General features: G+C 32.7%; 17 protein-coding genes and 1 pseudogene. 15 read left to right on the top strand and 3 right to left on the bottom strand.

All coding sequences use genetic code 11. The features are described from left to right. The first annotated feature begins 95 nt into the window (after nucleotides 1-95). The 3 genes from glcT (at nucleotide 96) to mprF (ending at nucleotide 5,051) form a co-directional block, all read left to right on the top strand. Nucleotides 96-944, top strand: coding sequence for a glucose PTS transporter transcription antiterminator GlcT (glcT, locus tag JVV30_RS01775; RefSeq protein WP_070855580.1), 849 nt, complete (start codon nucleotides 96-98; stop codon nucleotides 942-944). Between the two features lie 82 nt (nucleotides 945-1,026). Next, entirely contained in the window at nucleotides 1,027-2,256 is a 1,230-nt protein-coding gene (locus tag JVV30_RS01770; protein WP_070855581.1) for an AI-2E family transporter, read from the top strand. 272 nt (nucleotides 2,257-2,528) lie between these two features. After that, a complete protein-coding gene (gene mprF, locus JVV30_RS01765; RefSeq protein ID WP_070855582.1) occupies nucleotides 2,529-5,051 on the top strand; it encodes a bifunctional lysylphosphatidylglycerol flippase/synthetase MprF in 2,523 nt (840 codons plus the stop codon). 80 nt (nucleotides 5,052-5,131) lie between these two features. Here the strand turns inward: mprF and msrA are convergent. Further along, nucleotides 5,132-5,637 (bottom strand): annotated as a pseudogene (msrA, locus tag JVV30_RS01760) (peptide-methionine (S)-S-oxide reductase MsrA). A gap of 146 nt (nucleotides 5,638-5,783) precedes the next feature. Here msrA and JVV30_RS01755 point away from each other — a divergent pair. After that, a complete protein-coding gene (locus JVV30_RS01755) occupies nucleotides 5,784-6,761 on the top strand; it encodes an LCP family protein (RefSeq protein WP_053030963.1) in 978 nt (325 codons plus the stop codon). 87 nt (nucleotides 6,762-6,848) lie between these two features. On the opposite strand, the gene JVV30_RS01750 is transcribed toward JVV30_RS01755, so the two are convergent. Then, the gene (locus JVV30_RS01750) at nucleotides 6,849-7,037 is read right to left on the bottom strand and encodes a 2-hydroxymuconate tautomerase (RefSeq protein WP_204193220.1); all 189 of its coding nucleotides are present in this window, start codon (nucleotides 7,035-7,037) and stop codon (nucleotides 6,849-6,851) included. Nucleotides 7,038-7,189: 152 nt separating this feature from the next. Between JVV30_RS01750 and JVV30_RS01745 the strand changes: the two genes are divergently transcribed. Beyond that, on the top strand, nucleotides 7,190-8,452 hold the full coding sequence (locus JVV30_RS01745; RefSeq protein ID WP_070855583.1) for a Y-family DNA polymerase: 1,263 nt from the start codon (nucleotides 7,190-7,192) through the stop codon (nucleotides 8,450-8,452). 213 nt (nucleotides 8,453-8,665) lie between these two features. Here the strand turns inward: JVV30_RS01745 and JVV30_RS01740 are convergent, their stop codons facing one another. Next, the gene (locus JVV30_RS01740) at nucleotides 8,666-9,757 is read right to left on the bottom strand and encodes a prephenate dehydrogenase (protein ID WP_204193217.1); all 1,092 of its coding nucleotides are present in this window, start codon (nucleotides 9,755-9,757) and stop codon (nucleotides 8,666-8,668) included. 152 nt (nucleotides 9,758-9,909) lie between these two features. Here JVV30_RS01740 and JVV30_RS01735 point away from each other — a divergent pair, with 152 nt between their 5' ends. The 10 genes from JVV30_RS01735 to JVV30_RS01690 all read left to right on the top strand — a co-directional run bounded on the left by JVV30_RS01735 (nucleotide 9,910) and on the right by JVV30_RS01690 (nucleotide 20,678). Continuing rightward, the gene (locus JVV30_RS01735) at nucleotides 9,910-10,947 is read left to right on the top strand and encodes a M42 family metallopeptidase (RefSeq protein WP_070855584.1); all 1,038 of its coding nucleotides are present in this window, start codon (nucleotides 9,910-9,912) and stop codon (nucleotides 10,945-10,947) included. A 501-nt stretch (nucleotides 10,948-11,448) separates the two neighbouring features. Further along, nucleotides 11,449-12,858, top strand: coding sequence for an anthranilate synthase component I (locus JVV30_RS01730; RefSeq protein ID WP_204193214.1), 1,410 nt, complete (start codon nucleotides 11,449-11,451; stop codon nucleotides 12,856-12,858). Then, entirely contained in the window at nucleotides 12,855-13,454 is a 600-nt protein-coding gene (locus JVV30_RS01725; protein ID WP_053030952.1) for an anthranilate synthase component II, read from the top strand. Before JVV30_RS01730 ends, JVV30_RS01725 begins: the two co-directional genes overlap by 4 nt. Beyond that, nucleotides 13,429-14,445 (top strand): anthranilate phosphoribosyltransferase, encoded by a 1,017-nt coding sequence (gene trpD / locus JVV30_RS01720; protein WP_070855586.1) that lies wholly within the window; start codon nucleotides 13,429-13,431, stop codon nucleotides 14,443-14,445. The genes JVV30_RS01725 and trpD overlap by 26 nt, the downstream gene beginning before the upstream one ends. Beyond that, entirely contained in the window at nucleotides 14,429-15,211 is a 783-nt protein-coding gene (gene trpC, locus JVV30_RS01715) for an indole-3-glycerol phosphate synthase TrpC (protein WP_070855587.1), read from the top strand. Before trpD ends, trpC begins: the two co-directional genes overlap by 17 nt. Then, the gene (locus JVV30_RS01710) at nucleotides 15,208-15,843 is read left to right on the top strand and encodes a phosphoribosylanthranilate isomerase (RefSeq protein ID WP_070855588.1); all 636 of its coding nucleotides are present in this window, start codon (nucleotides 15,208-15,210) and stop codon (nucleotides 15,841-15,843) included. Before trpC ends, JVV30_RS01710 begins: the two co-directional genes overlap by 4 nt. Next, entirely contained in the window at nucleotides 15,836-17,047 is a 1,212-nt protein-coding gene (gene trpB / locus JVV30_RS01705) for a tryptophan synthase subunit beta (protein ID WP_204193212.1), read from the top strand. The genes JVV30_RS01710 and trpB overlap by 8 nt, the downstream gene beginning before the upstream one ends. After that, on the top strand, nucleotides 17,040-17,771 hold the full coding sequence (gene trpA, locus JVV30_RS01700; protein ID WP_204193210.1) for a tryptophan synthase subunit alpha: 732 nt from the start codon (nucleotides 17,040-17,042) through the stop codon (nucleotides 17,769-17,771). The genes trpB and trpA overlap by 8 nt, the downstream gene beginning before the upstream one ends. 367 nt (nucleotides 17,772-18,138) lie before the next feature. Continuing rightward, the gene (locus tag JVV30_RS01695) at nucleotides 18,139-19,401 is read left to right on the top strand and encodes an aminoacyltransferase (RefSeq protein WP_070855591.1); all 1,263 of its coding nucleotides are present in this window, start codon (nucleotides 18,139-18,141) and stop codon (nucleotides 19,399-19,401) included. A 17-nt stretch (nucleotides 19,402-19,418) separates the two neighbouring features. Continuing rightward, nucleotides 19,419-20,678, top strand: coding sequence for an aminoacyltransferase (locus tag JVV30_RS01690; RefSeq protein WP_053030939.1), 1,260 nt, complete (start codon nucleotides 19,419-19,421; stop codon nucleotides 20,676-20,678). The last annotated feature ends 30 nt before the right edge of the window (nucleotides 20,679-20,708 follow it).

Raw genomic sequence — 20,708 nt, 5'->3', positions numbered from 1 at the left:
ATAACGTTGGAAGGAGTTTTTACATTAAGTTTGAAATCTTTTCATTTTTAATAATTCGTTTTATAATTCATATATTATAAAGAAAGGTGATTATGATGAGTGAGTATACTATTTCTAAAGCTTTAAATAACAACGTCATCATATGCACTTATAATAATCAAGAGGTTATTCTCATTGGAAAAGGTATTGGCTTTAATAAAAAGGCTGGAATGACCTTAGATGAAAGTGCTTCAATAGAAAAAGTTTATAAGCTAGAACAAAAGCAACAGCAAGAATATTATAAATCTTTAGTTGAAATTGCAGATGAAGATGTTCTACAAGCGATAATTGAAGCAGTCAATTTTATAACGAGTACAACGCATACTACTGACGATAAAAATCTGGTTGTTGCTTTGACTGATCACATTATATTTGCATACAAAAGATTAAAGCAAAATCAAATTATTAGTAATCCATTTGCTATTGAAACCAAACATTTATATAGTGGCGCTTATGCAATTGCAAGCCAAGTTATTGATAAACTGAATCAACGACTAGATGTCAATTTTCCACCTGATGAAATTGGATTTATCGCATTACATATCGCATCTAACACTGAGGATTTAACAATACACGAAATGTCTTTAATTAATAAGTTAATTAGTAAAAGCATACTGATTATTGAAAATGATTTGAACCATGAAATTGATAATCATACAGTTCAATATCAACGATTTATTAGACATATCCAATTTTTAATTCGACGTCTTAATAAAAAAGAATATATTTACGCTCAAGATGTCTTTATTGATATGGTTAAAAACCATTATCCTAATGCATACAATACTGCTTTTAAAATCTCAAGAATGATACAAAAACATTTAAATATTCCTATTGATGATTCTGAAATTGTTTATCTTGCACTACATATTTATCATTTTGAAACACAAATAAGTTCATCTTAAAGCGAAACAACATTTAATTGTTTTTATGTTATGATGTTAGATAGCTTTAGTTCTATAAGTTAGTTAAGGTATGGTGAGAAACATGACAACTGAAAATAAACAAGTTGAAGATAACAGCGCAAAAAAATTCAGTTTTACAGAAACGCGTTTTATGAAGTTTTTAGGCGGTAAAGATTTATTATTTGCTTTACTTTCATTAGTGCTCATAGGCATTGTAATATTTATATTTGATAAAGTTTCATATGTTTTTGAACCATTTATCATTATATTTAATACAATTGTGGCACCAATTATTTTATCGCTCATTTTGTTTTATCTTATTAATCCAATTATCAATTTGATGGAAAGATATAATATCCCAAGATTGCTGGGCATTATTATTGTGTTTTTAGCAATTGTTGGTGGCGCAACATTAATTATTAATTTATTAATTCCATTAATCAGTGATCAAATCACACGCTTAGCGAACAATTTCCCTAAGTATGTAGATAAATTTAATAATGCAATAGATCAAGTTACGCATTTTTCTTTCTTATCTTCATTTTATACTCAAATACAAGATTGGTTAGACTCTGTCTCTAACAAGATTCCTTCGATGGTTTCGAGTTATTTTGATGGATTTGGAACTAAAATAAGAAGTTTTGCAGAAGCGATAGTAAATGTAGGCGTAGTGCTTGTCACAACACCATTTGTATTGTTCTTTATGTTAAAGGATGGTCATAAGTTTAAAGAGTATTCAACTAAGATTATGCCACCAAAATTTAGAAAAGATTACCATGATTTAATGGAGAAAATGAGTGTACAAGTGGGTTCTTATATTCAAGGCCAAATTATTGTTTCATTTTGTATCGGTATCTTACTCTTTATTGGTTATTCTATCATTGGGCTTGATTATGGATTGGTGCTTGCATGTATCGCAGCTGTTACAAGCGTTGTTCCTTATTTAGGTCCAACTATTGCGATTTCACCAGCTATTATCATAGCTATTATTACATCTCCACTTATGTTATTGAAATTAATTGTAGTATGGACGCTTGTTCAATTTATCGAAGGACATTTTATTTCACCTAATGTCATGGGTAAAACATTGAAAATTCATCCTTTAACAATTATTTTCATCTTATTAAGTGCTGGTAATTTATTAGGAATCGTTGGTGTTATATTAGGTATACCAGGATATGCGATACTTAAAGTATTAGTCTCTCACATGTTCTTATTATTTAAACGTCGTTATAATAAGTATTACGGTAATGATTCAGGAGAATATGAAATAAAAAAAGAAGAGACAAAAGAATATACTCGAGCCGATTAGTACGGCTTGTTGATACAAAGTATAGTCGAGTAAAAGACAAATAATGCTAGAGTGTTACTTTGTAGTAGTTGACTAGGGCTGAGAAAGAGGGATATCCACTTTTTCTTAGCCCTAGTTTTTTAATGCAATGTACATATCAAATTTTGAAATCTGAATGTATAATCTCACGTACATTACAATACTGTTAGCACGTGTAATATATATTCATATGTTCATTCAAATGAAGGTATGATATATTTTAAACTAATCGAAGTTGAAGGTAGAGGTATGATATGACTGAAGAACTAAAAAATAGATTATTATCTATACTTAAATTTGTTTTTGCTGCAGTGTTGTTTATAGCAGTTGTTGCCACGCTATATCATGAACTAGCTCATATTAATTTCAAGCAAACGCTTGAAGCTTTTAGCAAAATTAATCGTTGGTACCTTGTAGGCTTATTTATCTGTGGTGGTGCTGCAATGATTTTGCTGAGCTTATACGATCTTATATTGGTTAAGGGATTGAAACTTGATATCCCACTGATAAGAGTGTTTAAAGTGAGCTATATTATTAATGCACTCAATGCTATTGTTGGTTTTGGTGGGTTTATCGGTGCTGGATTTAGAGCATTTGTGTATAAAAATTATACAACGGATCGAAAAAAATTAGTGCATGCCATTTCAATTATACTTATATCAATGTTGACAGGTTTGAGTCTTCTATCTATTCTTGTCGTATTACATATCTTTGATGCTTCGCACATATTAAATAAAGTAAGCTGGGTAAGATGGATATTATATATTGTTGCATTATTCTTACCTTTATTTATTGCTTATACTATGATTAATCCTATTGATCGTTATAACAAATATTTAGGTGTTTATTGCACATTGGTTTCTAGTGTTGAGTGGCTTGCTGCTGCATCAGTACTTTATTTATCGACAGTTATTGTTGATATTAATGTCGCATTTACGACTGTAATTGGAATTTTTATCATTGCTGCGCTTTCTGGATTAGTCAGTTTCATTCCCGGAGGTTTTGGTGCTTTCGATTTAGTTGTATTACTAGGATTAAAGTCGTTAGGCGTTCCTGAAGAAAAAGTTTTATTAGCGTTATTGTTGTATCGTTTCGCTTATTACTTTGTACCAGTCATTATTGCACTTGTATTATCTACTTTTGAATTTGGTTCATCTGCTAGAAAATACTTTGAAGAATCTAAATATTTTGTTCCTGCAAAAGATGTAACATCGTTTTTATTTTCTTATCAAAAAGATATTATTGCTAAAATACCATCTTTTGCTTTAGCCACTTTAGTATTAATCACAAGTTTTGTATTCTTTATTAATAACATTACGATTGTTTATGATGGCTTATATGATGATCATCATTTTGCATATTATATTATGTTATCTATTCATACTAGTGCTTGTTTATTATTACTTCTTAATGTTAGAGGGGTATACAAGCAAAGTCGTCGTGCTATTTTATTTGTAATGATTTCGCTTATTTTAATTTTCGCTGCGACAATATACACTTATGCATCTTTAATCTTATTATCATGGATTATTCTAATATTTGTATTACTTGTTCTTGCATATCGCCGATCTAAAGTTGTGAAGCGACCATTTAGATTAAAGAGGTTCATTGTAGCTATTATTTTGAGCGTCTTTGTATTATACGTTAATCACATTATTATTTCCGAAACATTATATGCGCTGGACATTTATCATATTGAAATGGATACATCATTATTAAAATATTATTTCTGGTTAACAATTCTTGTCGTTGTAATGTTAGTGGGTATAGTTGCATGGCTCCTTGAGTCAAAATACAATAGACCACACCAATTTGAAGATTTGTCACAATGTAAAGCAATCATCGAAACATATGGTGGTAATTATTTAAGTCATCTGATCTACAGTGGAGATAAAGATATCTTTATGCATGAAAATGAACAAGCATTTTTAATGTATCGTTATAAAGGTAATGCACTTGTTGTGTTAGGTGATCCAATTGGTGACCCAAATGCTTTCCAATCGTTGCTGATTGATTTTTATAATTATGGTGAAAAGTTAGGTTATGACATCATTTTTTATCAAGTATCAGATCGGTTTATGCCACTTTATCATAATTTTGGTAATCAATTCTTCAAATTGGGCGAAGAAGCCATCATAGATTTAACTCAATTTACGACATCAGGAAAGAAACGTCGTGGTTTTCGAGCGACACTTAATAAATTCGATGATTTAAATATTCAATTTGAAATTTTAGAACCACCTTTTTCAATGGATATTATTTCTGAATTGAAATATGTCAGTGATCAATGGTTAGATGGACGTAATGAAATGCATTTTTCAGTAGGACAATTTACTGAAGACTATTTACAACAAGCGCCTATTGGAATCATGAAGAATGAAGAGGGTAAAGTAATTGCGTTTTGTACTTTAATGCCTACTTATTATAATGAAGCTATTTCTGTTGATTTAATTCGTTGGTTACCTGACCTTGATTTACCTTTAATGGACGGTTTGTATTTGCATATGCTACTTTGGGGTAAAGACAAAGGCTATAAAGCATTTAATATGGGTATGGCAACATTATCGAATGTAGGTCAATTAAATTATTCATATCCACGTGAACGTGTAGCTGGTCGTGTTTTTGAACATTTCAATGGACTTTATCGCTTTCAAGGATTACGTAAATATAAAGAAAAATATAGCCCTAATTGGGAACCAAGATTTTTAGTTTATAGAAAAGACAGTTCATTATGGTATAGTATGCTAAAAGTAATGAGAGTTATTCGTCATAAATAAATCATTATTTAAAAATAAGGCATCCTACAACTGAAATGATAACAATCATTTATGAAGGATGCCTTTGATTATTTATGTGTTTAATTTGCGCTATAGTTAGCTCGGTCTTGTTGTTCTTGAGCATAACGCTCAGGGTTCTTTTTATAAAAATCTTGATGATATTCTTCTGCTTTGTAAAATGTTGAAGCGGGTAAGATTTTAGTTGCTATTGCTTTTTCAGAATGAATGGTTTGCTCGAGTTGGTGGATGTATTGTTCAGCGAGTTTTTTTGGTCCTCATTCGTGTAGAAGATTGCCGTTCTATATTGAGAACCTCTGTCTTGAAACTGACCGCCATCATCAATAGGATCAATTACCGAAAAGAATACTTCCAATAATTTATTATAAGAAAACAGTGCAACATCATATTCGATTTTTACAGTTTCATAATGTCCTGTGGTCCCACTTTTCACATCTTCATAAGTAGGGTTGTGAGTTGAACCACCCATGTAGCCAGATGTTACTGTTTCTATACCATCGAATTGATCGAAAGGTTTGGTCATACACCAGAAACACCCACCAGCAAAATATGCTGTATTAATATTCATTTATGCCATCCTTTCATTGGACCTTAGTACCATTTATTTAAAAATTACTTGATTTTTTAAAGTAACTTCTATAACTTAATTATATATAATTATAGTACATAGATATACAATTTTGAAGATTTTTACAAGACGTAAGGTAGGTAAATATGACAGAAGAGAAGGATAAGACAGTATACAGACGACAAGCAGAATCAGAGACACCTTCTAAACGACGAAATAAGAAAAAACTACGAAAATTACCTTTTATTATTTTGATTATAGTAATATTGCTTCTTGCAGCTATTATTTATATCGTCCATAGTTATCGTAGTGGTGTTAATTATGCTGAGAAACATGCCAAAGATATTAAAGTACATAAGTTTAACGGACCTGTTAAAAATGATGGTAAGATTTCTGTACTTGTATTAGGCGCTGACAAAGCAAATGGTGGTAAGTCAAGAACTGACTCCATCATGGTAGTTCAATATGATTTTATTCATAAAAAGATGAAAATGATGTCAGTAATGCGAGATATTTATGCAGAAATACCTGGGTATCAAAATTACAAAATTAATGCAGCATATTCACTTGGTGGTCCAGAACTGCTAAGAAAAACATTAAATAAGAATTTAGGTATCAATCCGGAATATTATGCAGTCATTGATTTTACAGGCTTTGAAAAAATGATCGATGAATTAGAGCCAAATGGTGTTCCTATGGACGTAGAAAAAGATATGTCTGAAAACATTGGCGTATCTCTTAAAAAAGGTCATCATCGTTTGAATGGTAAAGAATTACTTGGATATGCAAGATTTAGACATGATGAGGAAGGAGACTTTGGGCGAGTTAGACGTCAACAACAAGTTATGCAAACGTTGAAAAAAGAATTAGTTACGCCTAGCTCTGTAGTTAAGTTGCCTAAAGTAGCTGGTATTTTGAGAGGCTATATTAATACAAGTATGCCTAATTCAGCGATATTCCAAACAGGTATAAGTTTTGGTATTAGAGGAGATAAGAACGTAGAATCTCTTACAGTGCCGATTAATAATTCATACCAAAATATTAATACTAATAATGATGGCAGTGCATTAGATATTGATAAAGATAAAAACAAAAAGGCTATTCAAGAATTTTTAAATAATTAAATAACAGTAAAAAAGCACACTTAGCAAGTGTGCTTTTTTACTACGCAATTAAATACCATAATATTATTATGTAAACTTATCTGCGTTTTATTCAGTGTCTGATTTTCTAACGCCTGCAACGCCATAATGATTTTTTTGCATTTCTTCAATGACAACATGAATAGCTTCTCTATTAGCTCCAGTTGTTTTTTCAACGGCATTTGTTACTTCAGTAACTAAATTTTTTAATTGTTCATCAGAACGTCCTTCTAATAATTTAACATTGATGATTGGCATTTTATTTCCTCCTTGAAATAGTAATTTCATCCATAGTATAGCATGTTTTAAGATACGACTCCAAAATAATTTTGAGAACACTCGTTCTTATTTTTATTGAAATGGAACAAGTGTTCGTATATAATAGGAATTGGATAAGGGAGGTATCTGGCATGTATGATTATAATTTGTTGGAGGATAGAGATATTCTGTGTATTGATCAAAAGAGCTTTTTTGCTAGTGTTTCATGCATCGACAAAGGGTTGGACCCACTAGAAACAAAATTGGCAGTAGTTGCAGACACTAAAAGACAAGGTTCAGTTGTTTTAGCAGCTACACCTAAACTAAAAGAAATTGGTATTAAAACAGGATCTAGGCTATTTGAAATACCACATCGGAATGACATTTATATTATTAATCCTAGCATGAGAAAATATTTAGAAGTTTCAATTGAAATTTCTAAAATTGCACTTAAATATGTACCAGGAGAAGACTTGCATCAATATAGCATCGATGAATTTTTTTTAGATGTAACTAATAGTTATCATCGATTTAACTCTACTGTTCAGTCATTTGCAGAGCGATTACAAAAAGAGATAGAAGATAAAACAGGGATATATTGCACAATAGGCATAGGCTCAAATATGTTATTAAGTAAGGTTGCAATGGATATCGAAGCGAAGCATACAGCCAATGGTATTACAGAATGGAGATATTATGATGTCCCCCAAAAGTTGTGGAAAATTTCGCCACTAAGGGAATTTTGGGGCATTAATAAAAAAACAGAAGCAAAACTTAACAAGAAAGGGATTGTAACGGTAGGGGATTTAGCACAGTATCCGTATAAATATCTCAAAAGAGATTTTGGTGTAATAGGGGTGGATATGCATTTACACGCAAACGGTATTGATCAAAGTAAATTGAGAGAGAAATATAATGTTACTAATCCTTCTATATGCAAAAGCCAAATTTTGATGAGAGATTACCGATTTGAAGAGTCGAAGGTAGTCATGCAAGAACTAATTGAAGATGTTGCTAGTAGAATAAGAGCACGTAAGCAATTGGCAAGAACCATTCACTTTTCATTTGGCTATACGGAAGGTGGCGGCGTACATAAGCAATATACATTAACGGATGCGACAAACTTGGAGCGAGATATTTATAAGGTAGTAAATTATTATGCGAATCAATTATGTGATAAACACGCGCTGTATCGGACATTGAGTGTATCATTGACACAACTTATTAATGAAGAAGACCGTCAACTCAATTTGTTTATTGATGAATATGAAAGAAGACGAGATGAGAAATTAGCCAAAACTATTGATTATTTACAAAATAAATATGGGAAGGGCATTATATCTAAAGCGATATCTTATACTGATGCTGGAACAAAGCATGGACGATTAGGTTTAATGGCAGGGCATAAAATGTAAATAATGTCCTCCTAACAATGATGGTATCAAGATGAAAATTGGGCATTCCAATTTCAAACTTGCTTTGCTCGTGGTATATCTTTGTGAAGTTCTCTTTACTCAGGGCTCGATGCCCAATTGTGCAATATTTGTATCATTTTTGCATTGGGGTCCAATCATCGGTGTCTTGAACTTCTAATATTTTAGGAGCGTCATCAAGTTAGGAGGATATACTTATAAAATATATGTTTCAAAATCATGTAATGCCTGAATACCACGTTCGCGATCTTCAGGAGTTTTAAAGCTAATTTGCAAAGCACCTAAAATATCTTCACGAACTTCGAGAATTTTTAAGTTACTTATAGAAATATTATGTAAACTTAAGATAGAAGTAACTTTGCTAATCATACCCGATTTATCTGGAATATCTACATAAAGATCATACGCAATACTTAGTGCACCTTGTTGCTTAACTGGGAGCTGGTCTCTGAACTTTTTAGCGCTTGAGAAGAAATCATGAATCTCATCAGTGTGATTTGAGCGAATATGCGTGGAAATTGAATCTATCTGTTGTTGTAACATATCCAATAGGTGAAGTATGTTCTCTTGGTTACTAAATGTAATATCACGCCACATATCTGCATTACTACTAGCAATACGTGTAACATCTCTAAAACCACCAGCAGCTAATTGAGTTATCAAAGCATGATGATTTGAGTTTGATTCGCTTAAATGAACTAAACTTGATGCAATAATATGAGGTATGTGACTGACGACACCAGTAATGTAATCATGTTCTTGAGCAGAGGTTGTTATAAATTTTGCAGATGTCGTTGATAATAATGATTGTAATTTTTGGGCTGTTTCAGCATTGCGTGCATCATTATAAACAAGGATGTAGTAAGCATTCTCAAATAAGTGTTTTTTAGCGTTAAGAACACCTGATTTATGACTTCCAGCCATTGGATGGCCACCAATAAGATGAATATCATTGCTTAACAGAAATGCTTCGTAGCTTTGAATATTAGCTTTCGTACTGCCAGTATCAGTTACAATCAAATGAGGTTGTGTTTGATAATTAGGTAATTCTTTTAAATACACTTCAGTTTGTTGTACAGGCGTAGCATAAATGATAACGTCTGCTTTTTTAACACCTTCACTATAATCTTCAACTTTTTCGTCAATTATTCCAATCGACAAAGCTTTTTCTAGTTGATTTTTATCTGCATCAAAAGCAGATATGGTTAAGTTAGGCTGGTAATATTTTAAGTTGCTGGCTAAACTTCCACCAATCAAACCAAGACCTACAAATAAAATATGTTGCATATTGAATCACCTTATTTCGAAATTTTCAGAATATGTACATTGTAAGGTACAGACTATAGATAAACAATAGTAAAATAAATGAATTAATAGTGATAGTATTATAAATACGATAAAATGTTACCAATAAATAATTTAACTAGGGGGAGATAATGATGACTCAAAAGGTATTGAAAACAATAAAAGAACTCACAGAAATCAATAGTCCATCTGGTAATGCGACAGAGGCAATCAATTATGTTAAGAATAGAGTTGAATCACTAGGTTATGACACAAAGATAACAAATAAAGGCGCTTTAATTATCGAAGTTCAAGGAGAAAACCAAGCGCAACAAAGATGTATTACTGCTCATGTAGATACATTGGGAGCAATGGTTAAAGACATTAAAGAGGATGGCCGATTGGCTATAAGCTTAATAGGTGGATTTACATACAATGCTATTGAGGGAGAATATTGTGAGATTCAAACTGAATCGGGACAAACATATACTGGAACGATATGTATGCATGAAACAAGTGTGCACGTTTACAGAAATAACCATGAAATACCAAGAGATAGTGAACATATGGAAATCCGTATCGATGAAAAAACGACATCTGATCAAGAGACAAGAGATTTAGGAATTGAAGTGGGAGACTTTGTCAGTTTTGATCCTAGAACTGAAATTACCTCATCAGGATTTATCAAATCAAGACATTTAGATGATAAAGCGAGCGTGGCAATGATACTAGAATTGCTAGAGAAACTTAAGCAAGAAAAAACGCAATTACCATATACAACTCAATTTTACATTTCCAATAACGAAGAAATTGGTTATGGTGCTAATGCTTCTATATCGGATAAGATAGTAGAATTTATTGCACTTGATATGGGCGCATTAGGTGATGGCCAGTCATCAGATGAATACACCGTATCAATTTGTGCTAAAGATGGATCTGGTCCATATCATAAAGAATTAAAATCACATCTCATAAATTTATGTAAAATAAATGATATACCATATAAAGTGGATATTTATCCTTATTATAGTTCAGATGCGTCAGCAGCCTTAAAAGCTGGTGCTGATATTCGTCATGGCCTATTTGGTGCTGGTATCGAATCATCTCATGCACTAGAGAGAACGCATATAGAATCTATTGAAGCAACACAAAATCTTCTTTATGCATACTGTTTATCACCTATAAATTTATAATCCATTGTTGACAAACAAAATAGATTTTTGTATTATACTGAATTATAAGAAATATCACACAATTCTATGAATGAAGTAGATGATATGGTTTGTAGCAAATAGAAAGCCAATGGGTGATGCAAATTGGCACAACGTATTTATCGAATTGGGTCTGGAATTCTAAAGTTTAATAATTGATGAGTGAACAATTTATTGTTAATTAAGGTGGCACCACGGTAACGCGTCCTTATAAAGTGAGCGCGTATGCTGTGGTGTTTTTAATATTCAATTTAATAGCATAAATGAAGTAGTGATAAGTATGGTAGTGACAGAAAGTTGATGGGTGATGTAAATCAACACCGCTTAATATGAAATTGGGTTTATGCTAGTAAAACAAATTAATATCAATGAGTGAATGTTCAATATTCCGAATAATTGGAATATTGCGTTAATTAAGGTGGTACCGCGCGTCAGCGTCCTTTAGATAAGGAGGCTGACTTTTTTAATGAAAGGAATGAGAAAATGGATTTTTATTATGAAGTATTAAGAGCGCATATAACGCCCGAAGTTTTAGGGCAGTTAAACGAACGAAAAATTATACTGGAAAGTACGAGTCAACAACAATTGAAAGGTAGATACTCTATCGTAGCATTTGAGCCTTATGGCACTGTCAAATTAAATGATAATTCTTTGATGATTGAAACTTTAAAAGGAACTCAAACAATAACTTCTGAGCCATACAATTATTTGAAATCATACATCAATCAGTTTGATTGTGACATTGATGATGAAACATTAAAGCAATTGCCATTTATTTCAGGTTTTATCGGAACGTGTAGTTTTGATTTAGTGCGACATGAATTTCCAATTTTACAACGCATCGCTATTGAAAGTAAGAAAACAACACACGACGCAACGCTCTATATGATAGAAGATGTGTTTGTATTTGATCATTATAAAGATGAGTTATACGCTATTGCGTCAAATCAATTTTCAAAAGTAAGTAAAACTGAATTAAAAACTAGGGTAGCTCGTAACGTTCAGTCATTATCACATATTCAAGTTTATCAAGAAGATATTAAAAAACGACCTAAGCGATCACATATAAAAGCAAATATTTCTGATGAACAATTCATTCATATCATCCAAGAAATGAAACGACGGATTACTGAAGGAGATATGTTTCAAGTTGTACCTTCTAGAATATATAGTTATGAGCATCATTTCAAAGCGGATAAGAACCAATTAAGTTATCAGCTTTATCAAAATTTAAAACGGAAAAACCCTAGCCCATATATGTATTACATCAACATGGACCGAGAGATTATAGTTGGGAGCTCACCAGAAAGTTTTGTCGCAGTTCATAACGGTGAGGTGACAACGAATCCCATTGCTGGAACGATTCAACGTGGTACAACGCCAGAAAAGGATGAGCGTAATGCTAATCAATTAATCACAGATGAGAAAGAGCGAAGTGAACATAGTATGCTTGTAGATTTAGGTAGAAATGACATTCATAGAGTGAGTATCACTGGATCTTCTGAAATATCTAAACTTATGGTAATTGAAAAATATGAACATGTCATGCATATCGTCAGTGAAGTGAAAGGCAAAATTAAAAAGGGGTTATCTCCGATGACTATTATTGCAAGTCTTTTACCAACTGGAACCGTTTCTGGTGCGCCTAAACTAAGAGCAATACAACGTATATATGAAGCATATCCATATAAGAGAGGCGTCTATAGTGGTGGCGTTGGTTATATCAATTGTAACCAAAATTTAGATTTTGCATTGGCAATACGGACCATGCTCATTGATGACAATACGGTTAATGTTGAGGCAGGCTGTGGGGTGGTATACGATTCTGTACCTGAAAAGGAGCTTGAAGAAACGCGACTTAAAGCCAAAAGTTTACTGGAGGTAACACCATGATACTAATTATAGATAATTATGATTCATTTACGTATAACTTAGTTGATATTGTTAGTCAAATTGATGATGTATGTATTAAATATCCAAATGATAAAGATGTATTGCATTATTTAGATCAAATTGATGGTGTGATTATTTCTCCAGGTCCTGGCCACCCATTAGATGGGGATGAATTGATGACAATTATTGATAACTATCATTCATTACCTATTCTAGGGGTATGTTTAGGCGCTCAAGCACTTACTTGCTATTACGGTGGCAAAGTTGTCCAAGGAGAAAAAGTGATGCACGGCAAAGTGGACACACTTGAAATTCAAAATCAGTCGCCACTCTATTTGTCGATACCACATCAAATTAAAATAATGAGATATCACTCGCTTGTCAGTGACATAGCGTCTTTTCCAAAGAATTTAATCATTACTGGGCGGACAAAAGATGCAATACAATCCTTTGAAGATAAGGAACATCTACATTTCGGAATTCAATATCATCCCGAATCATTCGCCACTGAGTTTGGCGCACAAATCATTAAGAATTTCATTCATATTGTAAAGGAAAGGGGGCATCTGAATGGTGCTACTAAAACATATAAATGACCATACTACTATAACCCAATCAGAGGCAACGCAATTGATAGCGTATCTAACAGATCCGCAAGTTGATATTGAAGATAAAGTCGATGTACTAACGCGTTTTACTAAAAAAGATATTAAACAAGAAGAATTAACTTATATTGCCAATGGTTTAATTCAAACTATGTATCCTAAACAACCGACATATGAAGGCAGTATTTGTGTGTGTGGAACAGGAGGGGATAAATCAAATAGCTTTAATATTTCAACGACGGTATCGTTTGTCGTCGCGAGCGCAGGTGTTCCGGTTATCAAACATGGAAATAGAAGCATCACATCGCATTCAGGAAGCACAGACTTATTAAAAGAATTAGACATAAGGACGACGAAAGTATCAGATGTACCATCACAAATCGAAAGGCGAGGATTGGCATTTATTAATGCGATGGAATCTTATCCCATTATGAAACATATTCAACCCGTTAGAAAAATGATTCCTATGCCGACTATTTTTAATATAATTGGGCCACTTATCAATCCGTTTAAATTAACTTATCAAGTCATGGGCGTATACGACCCAAGTCGATTGCACATGATAACGCAAACGCTTAGAGATTTAGGGCGTCGAAGAGCAATCGTAATACACGGAGCCAACGGTATGGATGAAGCTACATTATCTGGTGACAATGAAATTTATGAGCTAAATGAAAAAGGTAATATAACGCATTATTATATTAATGCTAAAGATTATGGATTAAAGGTTGCTGATAACATAGCATTACAAGGTGGTAGTCCAATTGAAAACAAACAAATTACGTTGGACATTTTAAGTGGTCGTGACACATCTTGTAAAAGAGATGTTGTTGTATTGAATGCAGCACTTGCATTATATGTTTCAGAAAAAGTAGCTACAATCGCTTCTGGAATAGATCTCGCACAACATTTAATTGATAGTGGTCGTGCGATGAAACAATTTTTACAAGTTAGAGGTGATAGTTGTGACAATATTAAATGACATAGTGGCATATAAAAAGCGTTTATTAAACGATGGTTATTATCATCAGAAATTACAAACATTAAAAGCGACAAAACATAGTAGTAAAGCACGTTTAACCGATGCATTAAGTAGAAATGAAAATTTAGTATTAATCGCCGAAATCAAATCGAAGAGTCCTTCCATTAAGGCATTTCAACAAAAAGATGTAGTTCAACAAATAAAAGATTATGAAAGATATGGCGCAGATGCCATTTCTATCCTTACTGATGAACAATATTTTGGTGGTAGTTTTGAAAGATTACAAGCTTTATCGGCAAAGACACAATTGCCGGTGTTGTGTAAAGATTTTATCATTGATCCGCTTCAAATTGATGTTGCTAAACAAGCGGGTGCATCAATTATTTTACTCATTGTGAATATCCTTACTGATGAAAAGTTAAAACAACTTTATCATTATGCGACGTCTAAGGGATTAGAAGTATTAGTTGAAGTACATGATGATAATGAGTTACAAAGGGCATATGAGTTAGAACCGCAAATCATTGGTGTAAATAATCGAGATTTAAAATCCTTTAACACCGATGTTGAACATACGAATCATATACTTGAGTATAAAAAGGAAAACTATTTTTATATATCTGAAAGTGGTATTCATTCACAACAAGATGTCAAACAAATCATAAATAGTGGTATTGACGGCTTATTAGTGGGTGGTGCTTTAATGAATTGTAATCAGTTAGAACATTTTATACCATCACTTAAATTAAAAAAGGTGAGAGTATGATTTTAAAATTTTGTGGATTTAAAACAAAATCAGAAGTGTTAAAGTTGTCTACTCTGAATGTAAATATGGTGGGTTTTGTATACTATCCTAAAAGCAAACGTCATTTAGAGATTGAACAAATTAATGCGTTAGCCCAGTTTGTTCCAGATGGTATAGATAAAGTAGTTGTAATGGTTAATCCCACCTTCCAGCTTATAAAGAAAATGTTAAAACAAACGCATATCAATGCGATTCAACTCCATGGGGAAGAAACAATAGCATTTATCAAGCAAATTAGGCTGAATTTTAAGAATATTAAAATAATTAAAGCGTTACCAGCTAGCCAGAATATCATAGATGAAATTGAACGATATCGTCCTTATGTAGACTTATTTATTATAGATACGCCATCTAAACAATATGGTGGGACTGGTCATTCATTTGATTGGACGATTTTAAAACGCATTAAGCAATCCGTTCCGTTTTTAATCGCTGGAGGTATTGATGCTAACAAAATAAAACAAATTGAAACATTACATCTAAATCACGTAGGTTATGACATTTCAAGCGGAATCGAAACAAATGGTATGAAAGACAAAAATAAAATGTTAGCTGTAATACAACAATTGAAGGGAGTACAAAAGAATGTTTAATATACAAACCGAAGCAGATGAACTAGGATTTTTCGGAGAATATGGTGGTCAATATGTTCCGGAAACACTAATACCGGCAATTAATGAATTGAAACAAGCATATGAGAAAGCAAAAAATGATCAATCATTTCAAGATGAATTATCGTACTATTTAAAAGAATATGTAGGTAGAGAAACACCGTTGACGTATGCAAAATCTTACACCCAAGCACTGGGTGGCGCTCAAATATATTTAAAACGGGAAGATTTAAATCATACAGGTGCGCATAAAATAAATAATGCATTAGGTCAAGCATTATTGGCAAAGCGAATGGGCAAAAATAAATTGGTTGCAGAGACAGGAGCTGGTCAGCACGGGGTAGCAAGTGCCACAGTTGCTGCATTGTTCGATATGGAGTTAATCGTATTTATGGGTAGAGAAGATATTAAACGCCAACAGCTCAATGTATTTCGAATGGAATTATTAGGTGCCAAAGTTGAAGCCGTTGATGATGGTCAAGGAACACTCTCGGATGCGGTTAATAAGGCGTTACAATATTGGGTGAGTCATGTTGAGGATACACACTATTTACTCGGTTCAGCATTAGGACCTGATCCGTTTCCTACAATGGTTAGAGATTTTCAAAGTGTAATTGGCCGTGAAATAAAAGACCAAATACTTCAAAAAGCAGGACGATTACCTGATGCTGTGGTGGCTTGTATAGGTGGCGGTTCTAATGCTATAGGCACGTTTTATCCATTTATTCAAGATAACGTTAAGTTGTATGGTGTCGAAGCTGCTGGACAAGGATTTGATACAGATAAGCACGCGCTCGCAATTGGAAAAGGGCGACCTGGTGTACTTCATGGTTCAAAAATGTACTTAATTCAAGATGACCACGGACAAGTAGAATTAGCACACTCTATATCGGCTGGTTTAGATTATCCAGGTATTGGACCAGAACATTCATATTATCACGATATTGGACGTGTTAAATACGAACATGCTAGTGATACCGAAGCTATGGAGGCACTTATCCGCTTCAGTAAAATGGAAGGTATTATACCAGCCATTGAAAGTGCACATGCACTGAGTTATGTAGAAAAATTAGCACCAAAAATGAATAAAGATGAGATTTTAGTAGTGACGATTTCAGGTCGCGGTGATAAAGACATGGAGACAATTCGACATTATATGAAGACAAGAGGTGACTCACATGACTAAGCTTTTTATTCCATACATTATGGGAAATAAATCATTTATTAAGAATATGAAAATCTTAGATGAAAACGGTGCTGATATCGTTGAAATTGGTGTGCCGTTCTCAGATCCTGTTGCGGATGGCCCTATCATTATGGAAGCAGGTAACCAGGCTATCAAAGAAGGAGTAACAATAGATTATATTTTTAATGAACTATCTAATCATAAAGATGAAATCAATTGTAAATATGTACTAATGACGTATTACAACATTATTGTTTCTTATGGCGAAGAGGCTTTCTTTAAACAATGTGCAAATGTAGGTGTTTATGGTGTGATTATTCCTGATTTGCCACACGAATTAACTCAAAAATTGAAAGCTAAAATAGCTAAGGTGAATGTTAAGCTCATATCACTTGTAGCAATGACTGCAGATGATGAACGTATTAATAAAATTGTTAAACAGGCAGAAGGATTTATCTATACGGTAACAATGAATGCTACAACGGGTGAAAACGGAACATTTCATCCACAATTGAAAGATAAATTAAAACTGCTTAAAGCACATACAGATATACCAGTTGTTGCAGGGTTTGGAATCAGAACAATTGAACATGTCAAAGATATTGCTGATGTAGCAGACGGTATAGTTATTGGTAGTGAAATCGTTAAACGTTTGAGTCAAGATGATAATGTGGATACGATTCACTTTTTGAAACAAGTAAGAGAGACGCTAGATATGCTTTAGATAAAAAGCGTCCCTTGGTGGTGGTAATACAAATTTGAATCATTATTATACAATAGCTACACTTAATTATTGTGTCAAAGCAAGCTGGGAGCGGACGACGAATTTTAAAAGAATTCTGTTCCGCTCCCAGTTTTTATTTACTACTTTAATTAGATGATATCGTTTAGGTAGGATCACAACATTTATTTTATAAAATATTTCAATCTCATAAATGGTTTGTATTTTAGTTTTGTTAATTTCTATTGTATACTTAATGAAACTGGATATATAAATTTTTGGTTGAAGATAAAGATATTATTCAAAATTATAATTTAAATTTTGAACTAAAAAAATAGATAAAGATTCTTTGAAGTAGGAGCAATAAATAATGAAGTTTACAAATTTAACAGCTGCAGAATTTGGCAATTATACAGATAAAATGCCATATAGTCATTTCACCCAAACGACTGAAAACTATGAGATGAAAGTTGCAAATAAAACAGAAACTCACTTAGTTGGTATCAAAAATAAAGATAATGAGGTCATTGCAGCTTGCATGTTAACAGCAGTACCAGTCATGAAATTTTTTAAGTACTTTTATAGTAACCGTGGACCAGTAATTGATTATGATAACAAAGAGCTTGTCCACTTTTTCTTTAATGAATTAACAAAGTATTTAAAACAACATCATTGTCTCTTTGTTCGTGTTGATCCTTATTTACCATATCAGTACTTAAATCATGACGGTGACATAACAGGTAATGCTGGCAATGATTGGTTCTTCGATAAGATGAAGCATCTAGGATTTGAACACGAAGGATTTACTAAAGGCTTTGACCCGATTAAACAAATTCGTTACCATTCTGTTCTAGATTTAAAAAACAAAACAGCTAAAGATGTATTAAACGGTATGGATAGTCTTCGTAAACGTAATACAAAAAAAGTTCAAAAAAATGGTGTGAAAGTTAAGTTCTTATCAGAAGAAGAACTTCCAATCTTCCGTTCATTTATGGAAGATACTACCGAAACGAAAGAGTTCCAAGATAGAGACGATAGTTTCTATTATAATCGATATAGACATTTTAAGGATCGCGTCCTCGTTCCATTAGCTTATATTAAATTTGATGAGTATTTAGAAGAACTTCAGAATGAACGTGAAACGTTAAATAAAGATGTAAATAAAGCGATTAAAGATATTGAAAAACGTCCAGATAATAAAAAGGCGTTAAATAAAAAGGAAAACCTTGAAAAACAACTTGATGCTAATCAACAAAAAATAGATGTGGCAAAAACATTACAAGCTGAACACGGTAATGAACTGCCAATATCTGCTGGTTTCTTCTTTATCAATCCATTCGAAGTTGTATACTATGCTGGAGGAACTTCTAATAAGTATAGACATTTTGCGGGAAGTTATGCTGTTCAATGGACAATGATTAATTATGCGATTGATCACGGCATTGATAGATACAATTTTTATGGCATCAGTGGTGACTTCAGTGAAGATGCTGAAGATGTTGGTGTTATTAAATTTAAAAAAGGCTTCAATGCAGATGTAATTGAGTATGTTGGGGACTTTATGAAACCGATTAACAAACCTATGTATTCAGTATATAAGACACTCAAAAAGATGAAAAATAGATTTAATTAAGAGGGGAATAGACGAATATGAAATTTACAGAGTTAACAGTTAAAGAATTCGAAAACTTTGTACAAAACCCATCATTAGAAAGCCATTACTTCCAAATGAAAGAAAATATTCAAACACGTGAAAATGATGGCTTTGAAGTAGTGTTACTTGGTGTTAAAGACGAAGGCAATAAAGTGCTTGCAGCTAGCCTTTTCTCAAAAATACCAACTATGGGAAGTTATGTATATTACTCAAATCGCGGTCCAGTTATGGATTATTCAGATCTAGGTCTAGTTGATTTTTATTTACGTGAATTAGAAAAATATCTACATCAACATCAATGCCTATACGTAAAAATTGATCCATATTGGATTTATCAAATTTATGATAAAGATATTAATCCACTTGAAGATAGAGAGAAAAATGATGCGGTAGTCAACTTATTTAAATCTCATGGTTATGAGCACCATGGATTTACTACTAAATATGACACATCAAGTCAAGCGCGTTGGATGGGGGTTAACTACCTAAAAGGTGAAACACCTGCATCATTGAGAAAGCAATTTGATAGCCAACGAAAAAGAAATATCAATAAAGCGATAAACTACGGGGTAAAAGTAAGATTTCTAAGTAGAGATGAATTTCATATATTCCTAGATTTATATCGTGAAACAGAAGCGCGAACAGGTTTCGTATCTAAGACAGATGAATACTTCTATAACTTCTTTGATACTTATGGAGATAAAGTGCTTGTTCCACTTGCATATATTGATTTAGATGAATACATAAAATCATTGCAAGACGCATTAACTGACAAAGAGAGCCGTCGTGATCAAATGATGGCAAAAGAAAATAAAAATGATAAACAACTTAGAAAAATTGCTGAATTAGATAAGCAAATTGAACACGATAAAAAAGAACTCTTAAATGCAAGCGAATTACGTCAAACAGATGGCCAAATCTTGAATTTAGCATCAGGTATTTTCTTCGCAAATGCATATGAAGTGAATTACTTCTCTGGAGGCTCATCTGAAAAATATAATAATTATATGGGACCATATATGATGCATTGGCATATGATGAACTATTGTTTCGAACATGGTTATGATCGCTATAATTTCTACGGTTTATCAGGCGATTTCACAGAGAATAGTGAAGATTATGGTGTTTATCGCTTTAAACGAGGATTTAATGTATATATCGAAGAGTTAATTGGGGATTTCTATAAACCTATTAATAAGTTTAAATATTGGTTGTTTAATACACTTAATACAATTCGCAAGAAAATAAAAAAATAAATTAATGTTAATAAAGGCTGCGACATTCAA

This window comes from Staphylococcus sp. GDY8P47P (assembly GCF_016892225.1).
GTDB lineage: Bacteria > Bacillota > Bacilli > Staphylococcales > Staphylococcaceae > Staphylococcus > Staphylococcus borealis.
This window is presented reverse-complemented; position numbering and strand designations above follow the sequence as displayed.

What these genes read in the sequence shown, in the direction of transcription:
- glcT (WP_070855580.1), top strand. Translation starts at nt 96, where the DNA reads ATGAGTGAGTATACTATTTCTAAAGCTTTAAATAACAACGTCATCATA.
- JVV30_RS01770 (WP_070855581.1), top strand. Translation starts at nt 1,027, where the DNA reads ATGACAACTGAAAATAAACAAGTTGAAGATAACAGCGCAAAAAAATTC.
- mprF (WP_070855582.1), top strand. Translation starts at nt 2,529, where the DNA reads ATGACTGAAGAACTAAAAAATAGATTATTATCTATACTTAAATTTGTT.
- JVV30_RS01755 (WP_053030963.1), top strand. Translation starts at nt 5,784, where the DNA reads ATGACAGAAGAGAAGGATAAGACAGTATACAGACGACAAGCAGAATCA.
- JVV30_RS01750 (WP_204193220.1), bottom strand. Translation starts at nt 7,037, where the DNA reads ATGCCAATCATCAATGTTAAATTATTAGAAGGACGTTCTGATGAACAA.
- JVV30_RS01745 (WP_070855583.1), top strand. Translation starts at nt 7,190, where the DNA reads ATGTATGATTATAATTTGTTGGAGGATAGAGATATTCTGTGTATTGAT.
- JVV30_RS01740 (WP_204193217.1), bottom strand. Translation starts at nt 9,757, where the DNA reads ATGCAACATATTTTATTTGTAGGTCTTGGTTTGATTGGTGGAAGTTTA.
- JVV30_RS01735 (WP_070855584.1), top strand. Translation starts at nt 9,910, where the DNA reads ATGACTCAAAAGGTATTGAAAACAATAAAAGAACTCACAGAAATCAAT.
- JVV30_RS01730 (WP_204193214.1), top strand. Translation starts at nt 11,449, where the DNA reads ATGGATTTTTATTATGAAGTATTAAGAGCGCATATAACGCCCGAAGTT.
- JVV30_RS01725 (WP_053030952.1), top strand. Translation starts at nt 12,855, where the DNA reads ATGATACTAATTATAGATAATTATGATTCATTTACGTATAACTTAGTT.
- trpD (WP_070855586.1), top strand. Translation starts at nt 13,429, where the DNA reads ATGGTGCTACTAAAACATATAAATGACCATACTACTATAACCCAATCA.
- JVV30_RS01710 (WP_070855588.1), top strand. Translation starts at nt 15,208, where the DNA reads ATGATTTTAAAATTTTGTGGATTTAAAACAAAATCAGAAGTGTTAAAG.
- trpB (WP_204193212.1), top strand. Translation starts at nt 15,836, where the DNA reads ATGTTTAATATACAAACCGAAGCAGATGAACTAGGATTTTTCGGAGAA.
- trpA (WP_204193210.1), top strand. Translation starts at nt 17,040, where the DNA reads ATGACTAAGCTTTTTATTCCATACATTATGGGAAATAAATCATTTATT.
- JVV30_RS01695 (WP_070855591.1), top strand. Translation starts at nt 18,139, where the DNA reads ATGAAGTTTACAAATTTAACAGCTGCAGAATTTGGCAATTATACAGAT.
- JVV30_RS01690 (WP_053030939.1), top strand. Translation starts at nt 19,419, where the DNA reads ATGAAATTTACAGAGTTAACAGTTAAAGAATTCGAAAACTTTGTACAA.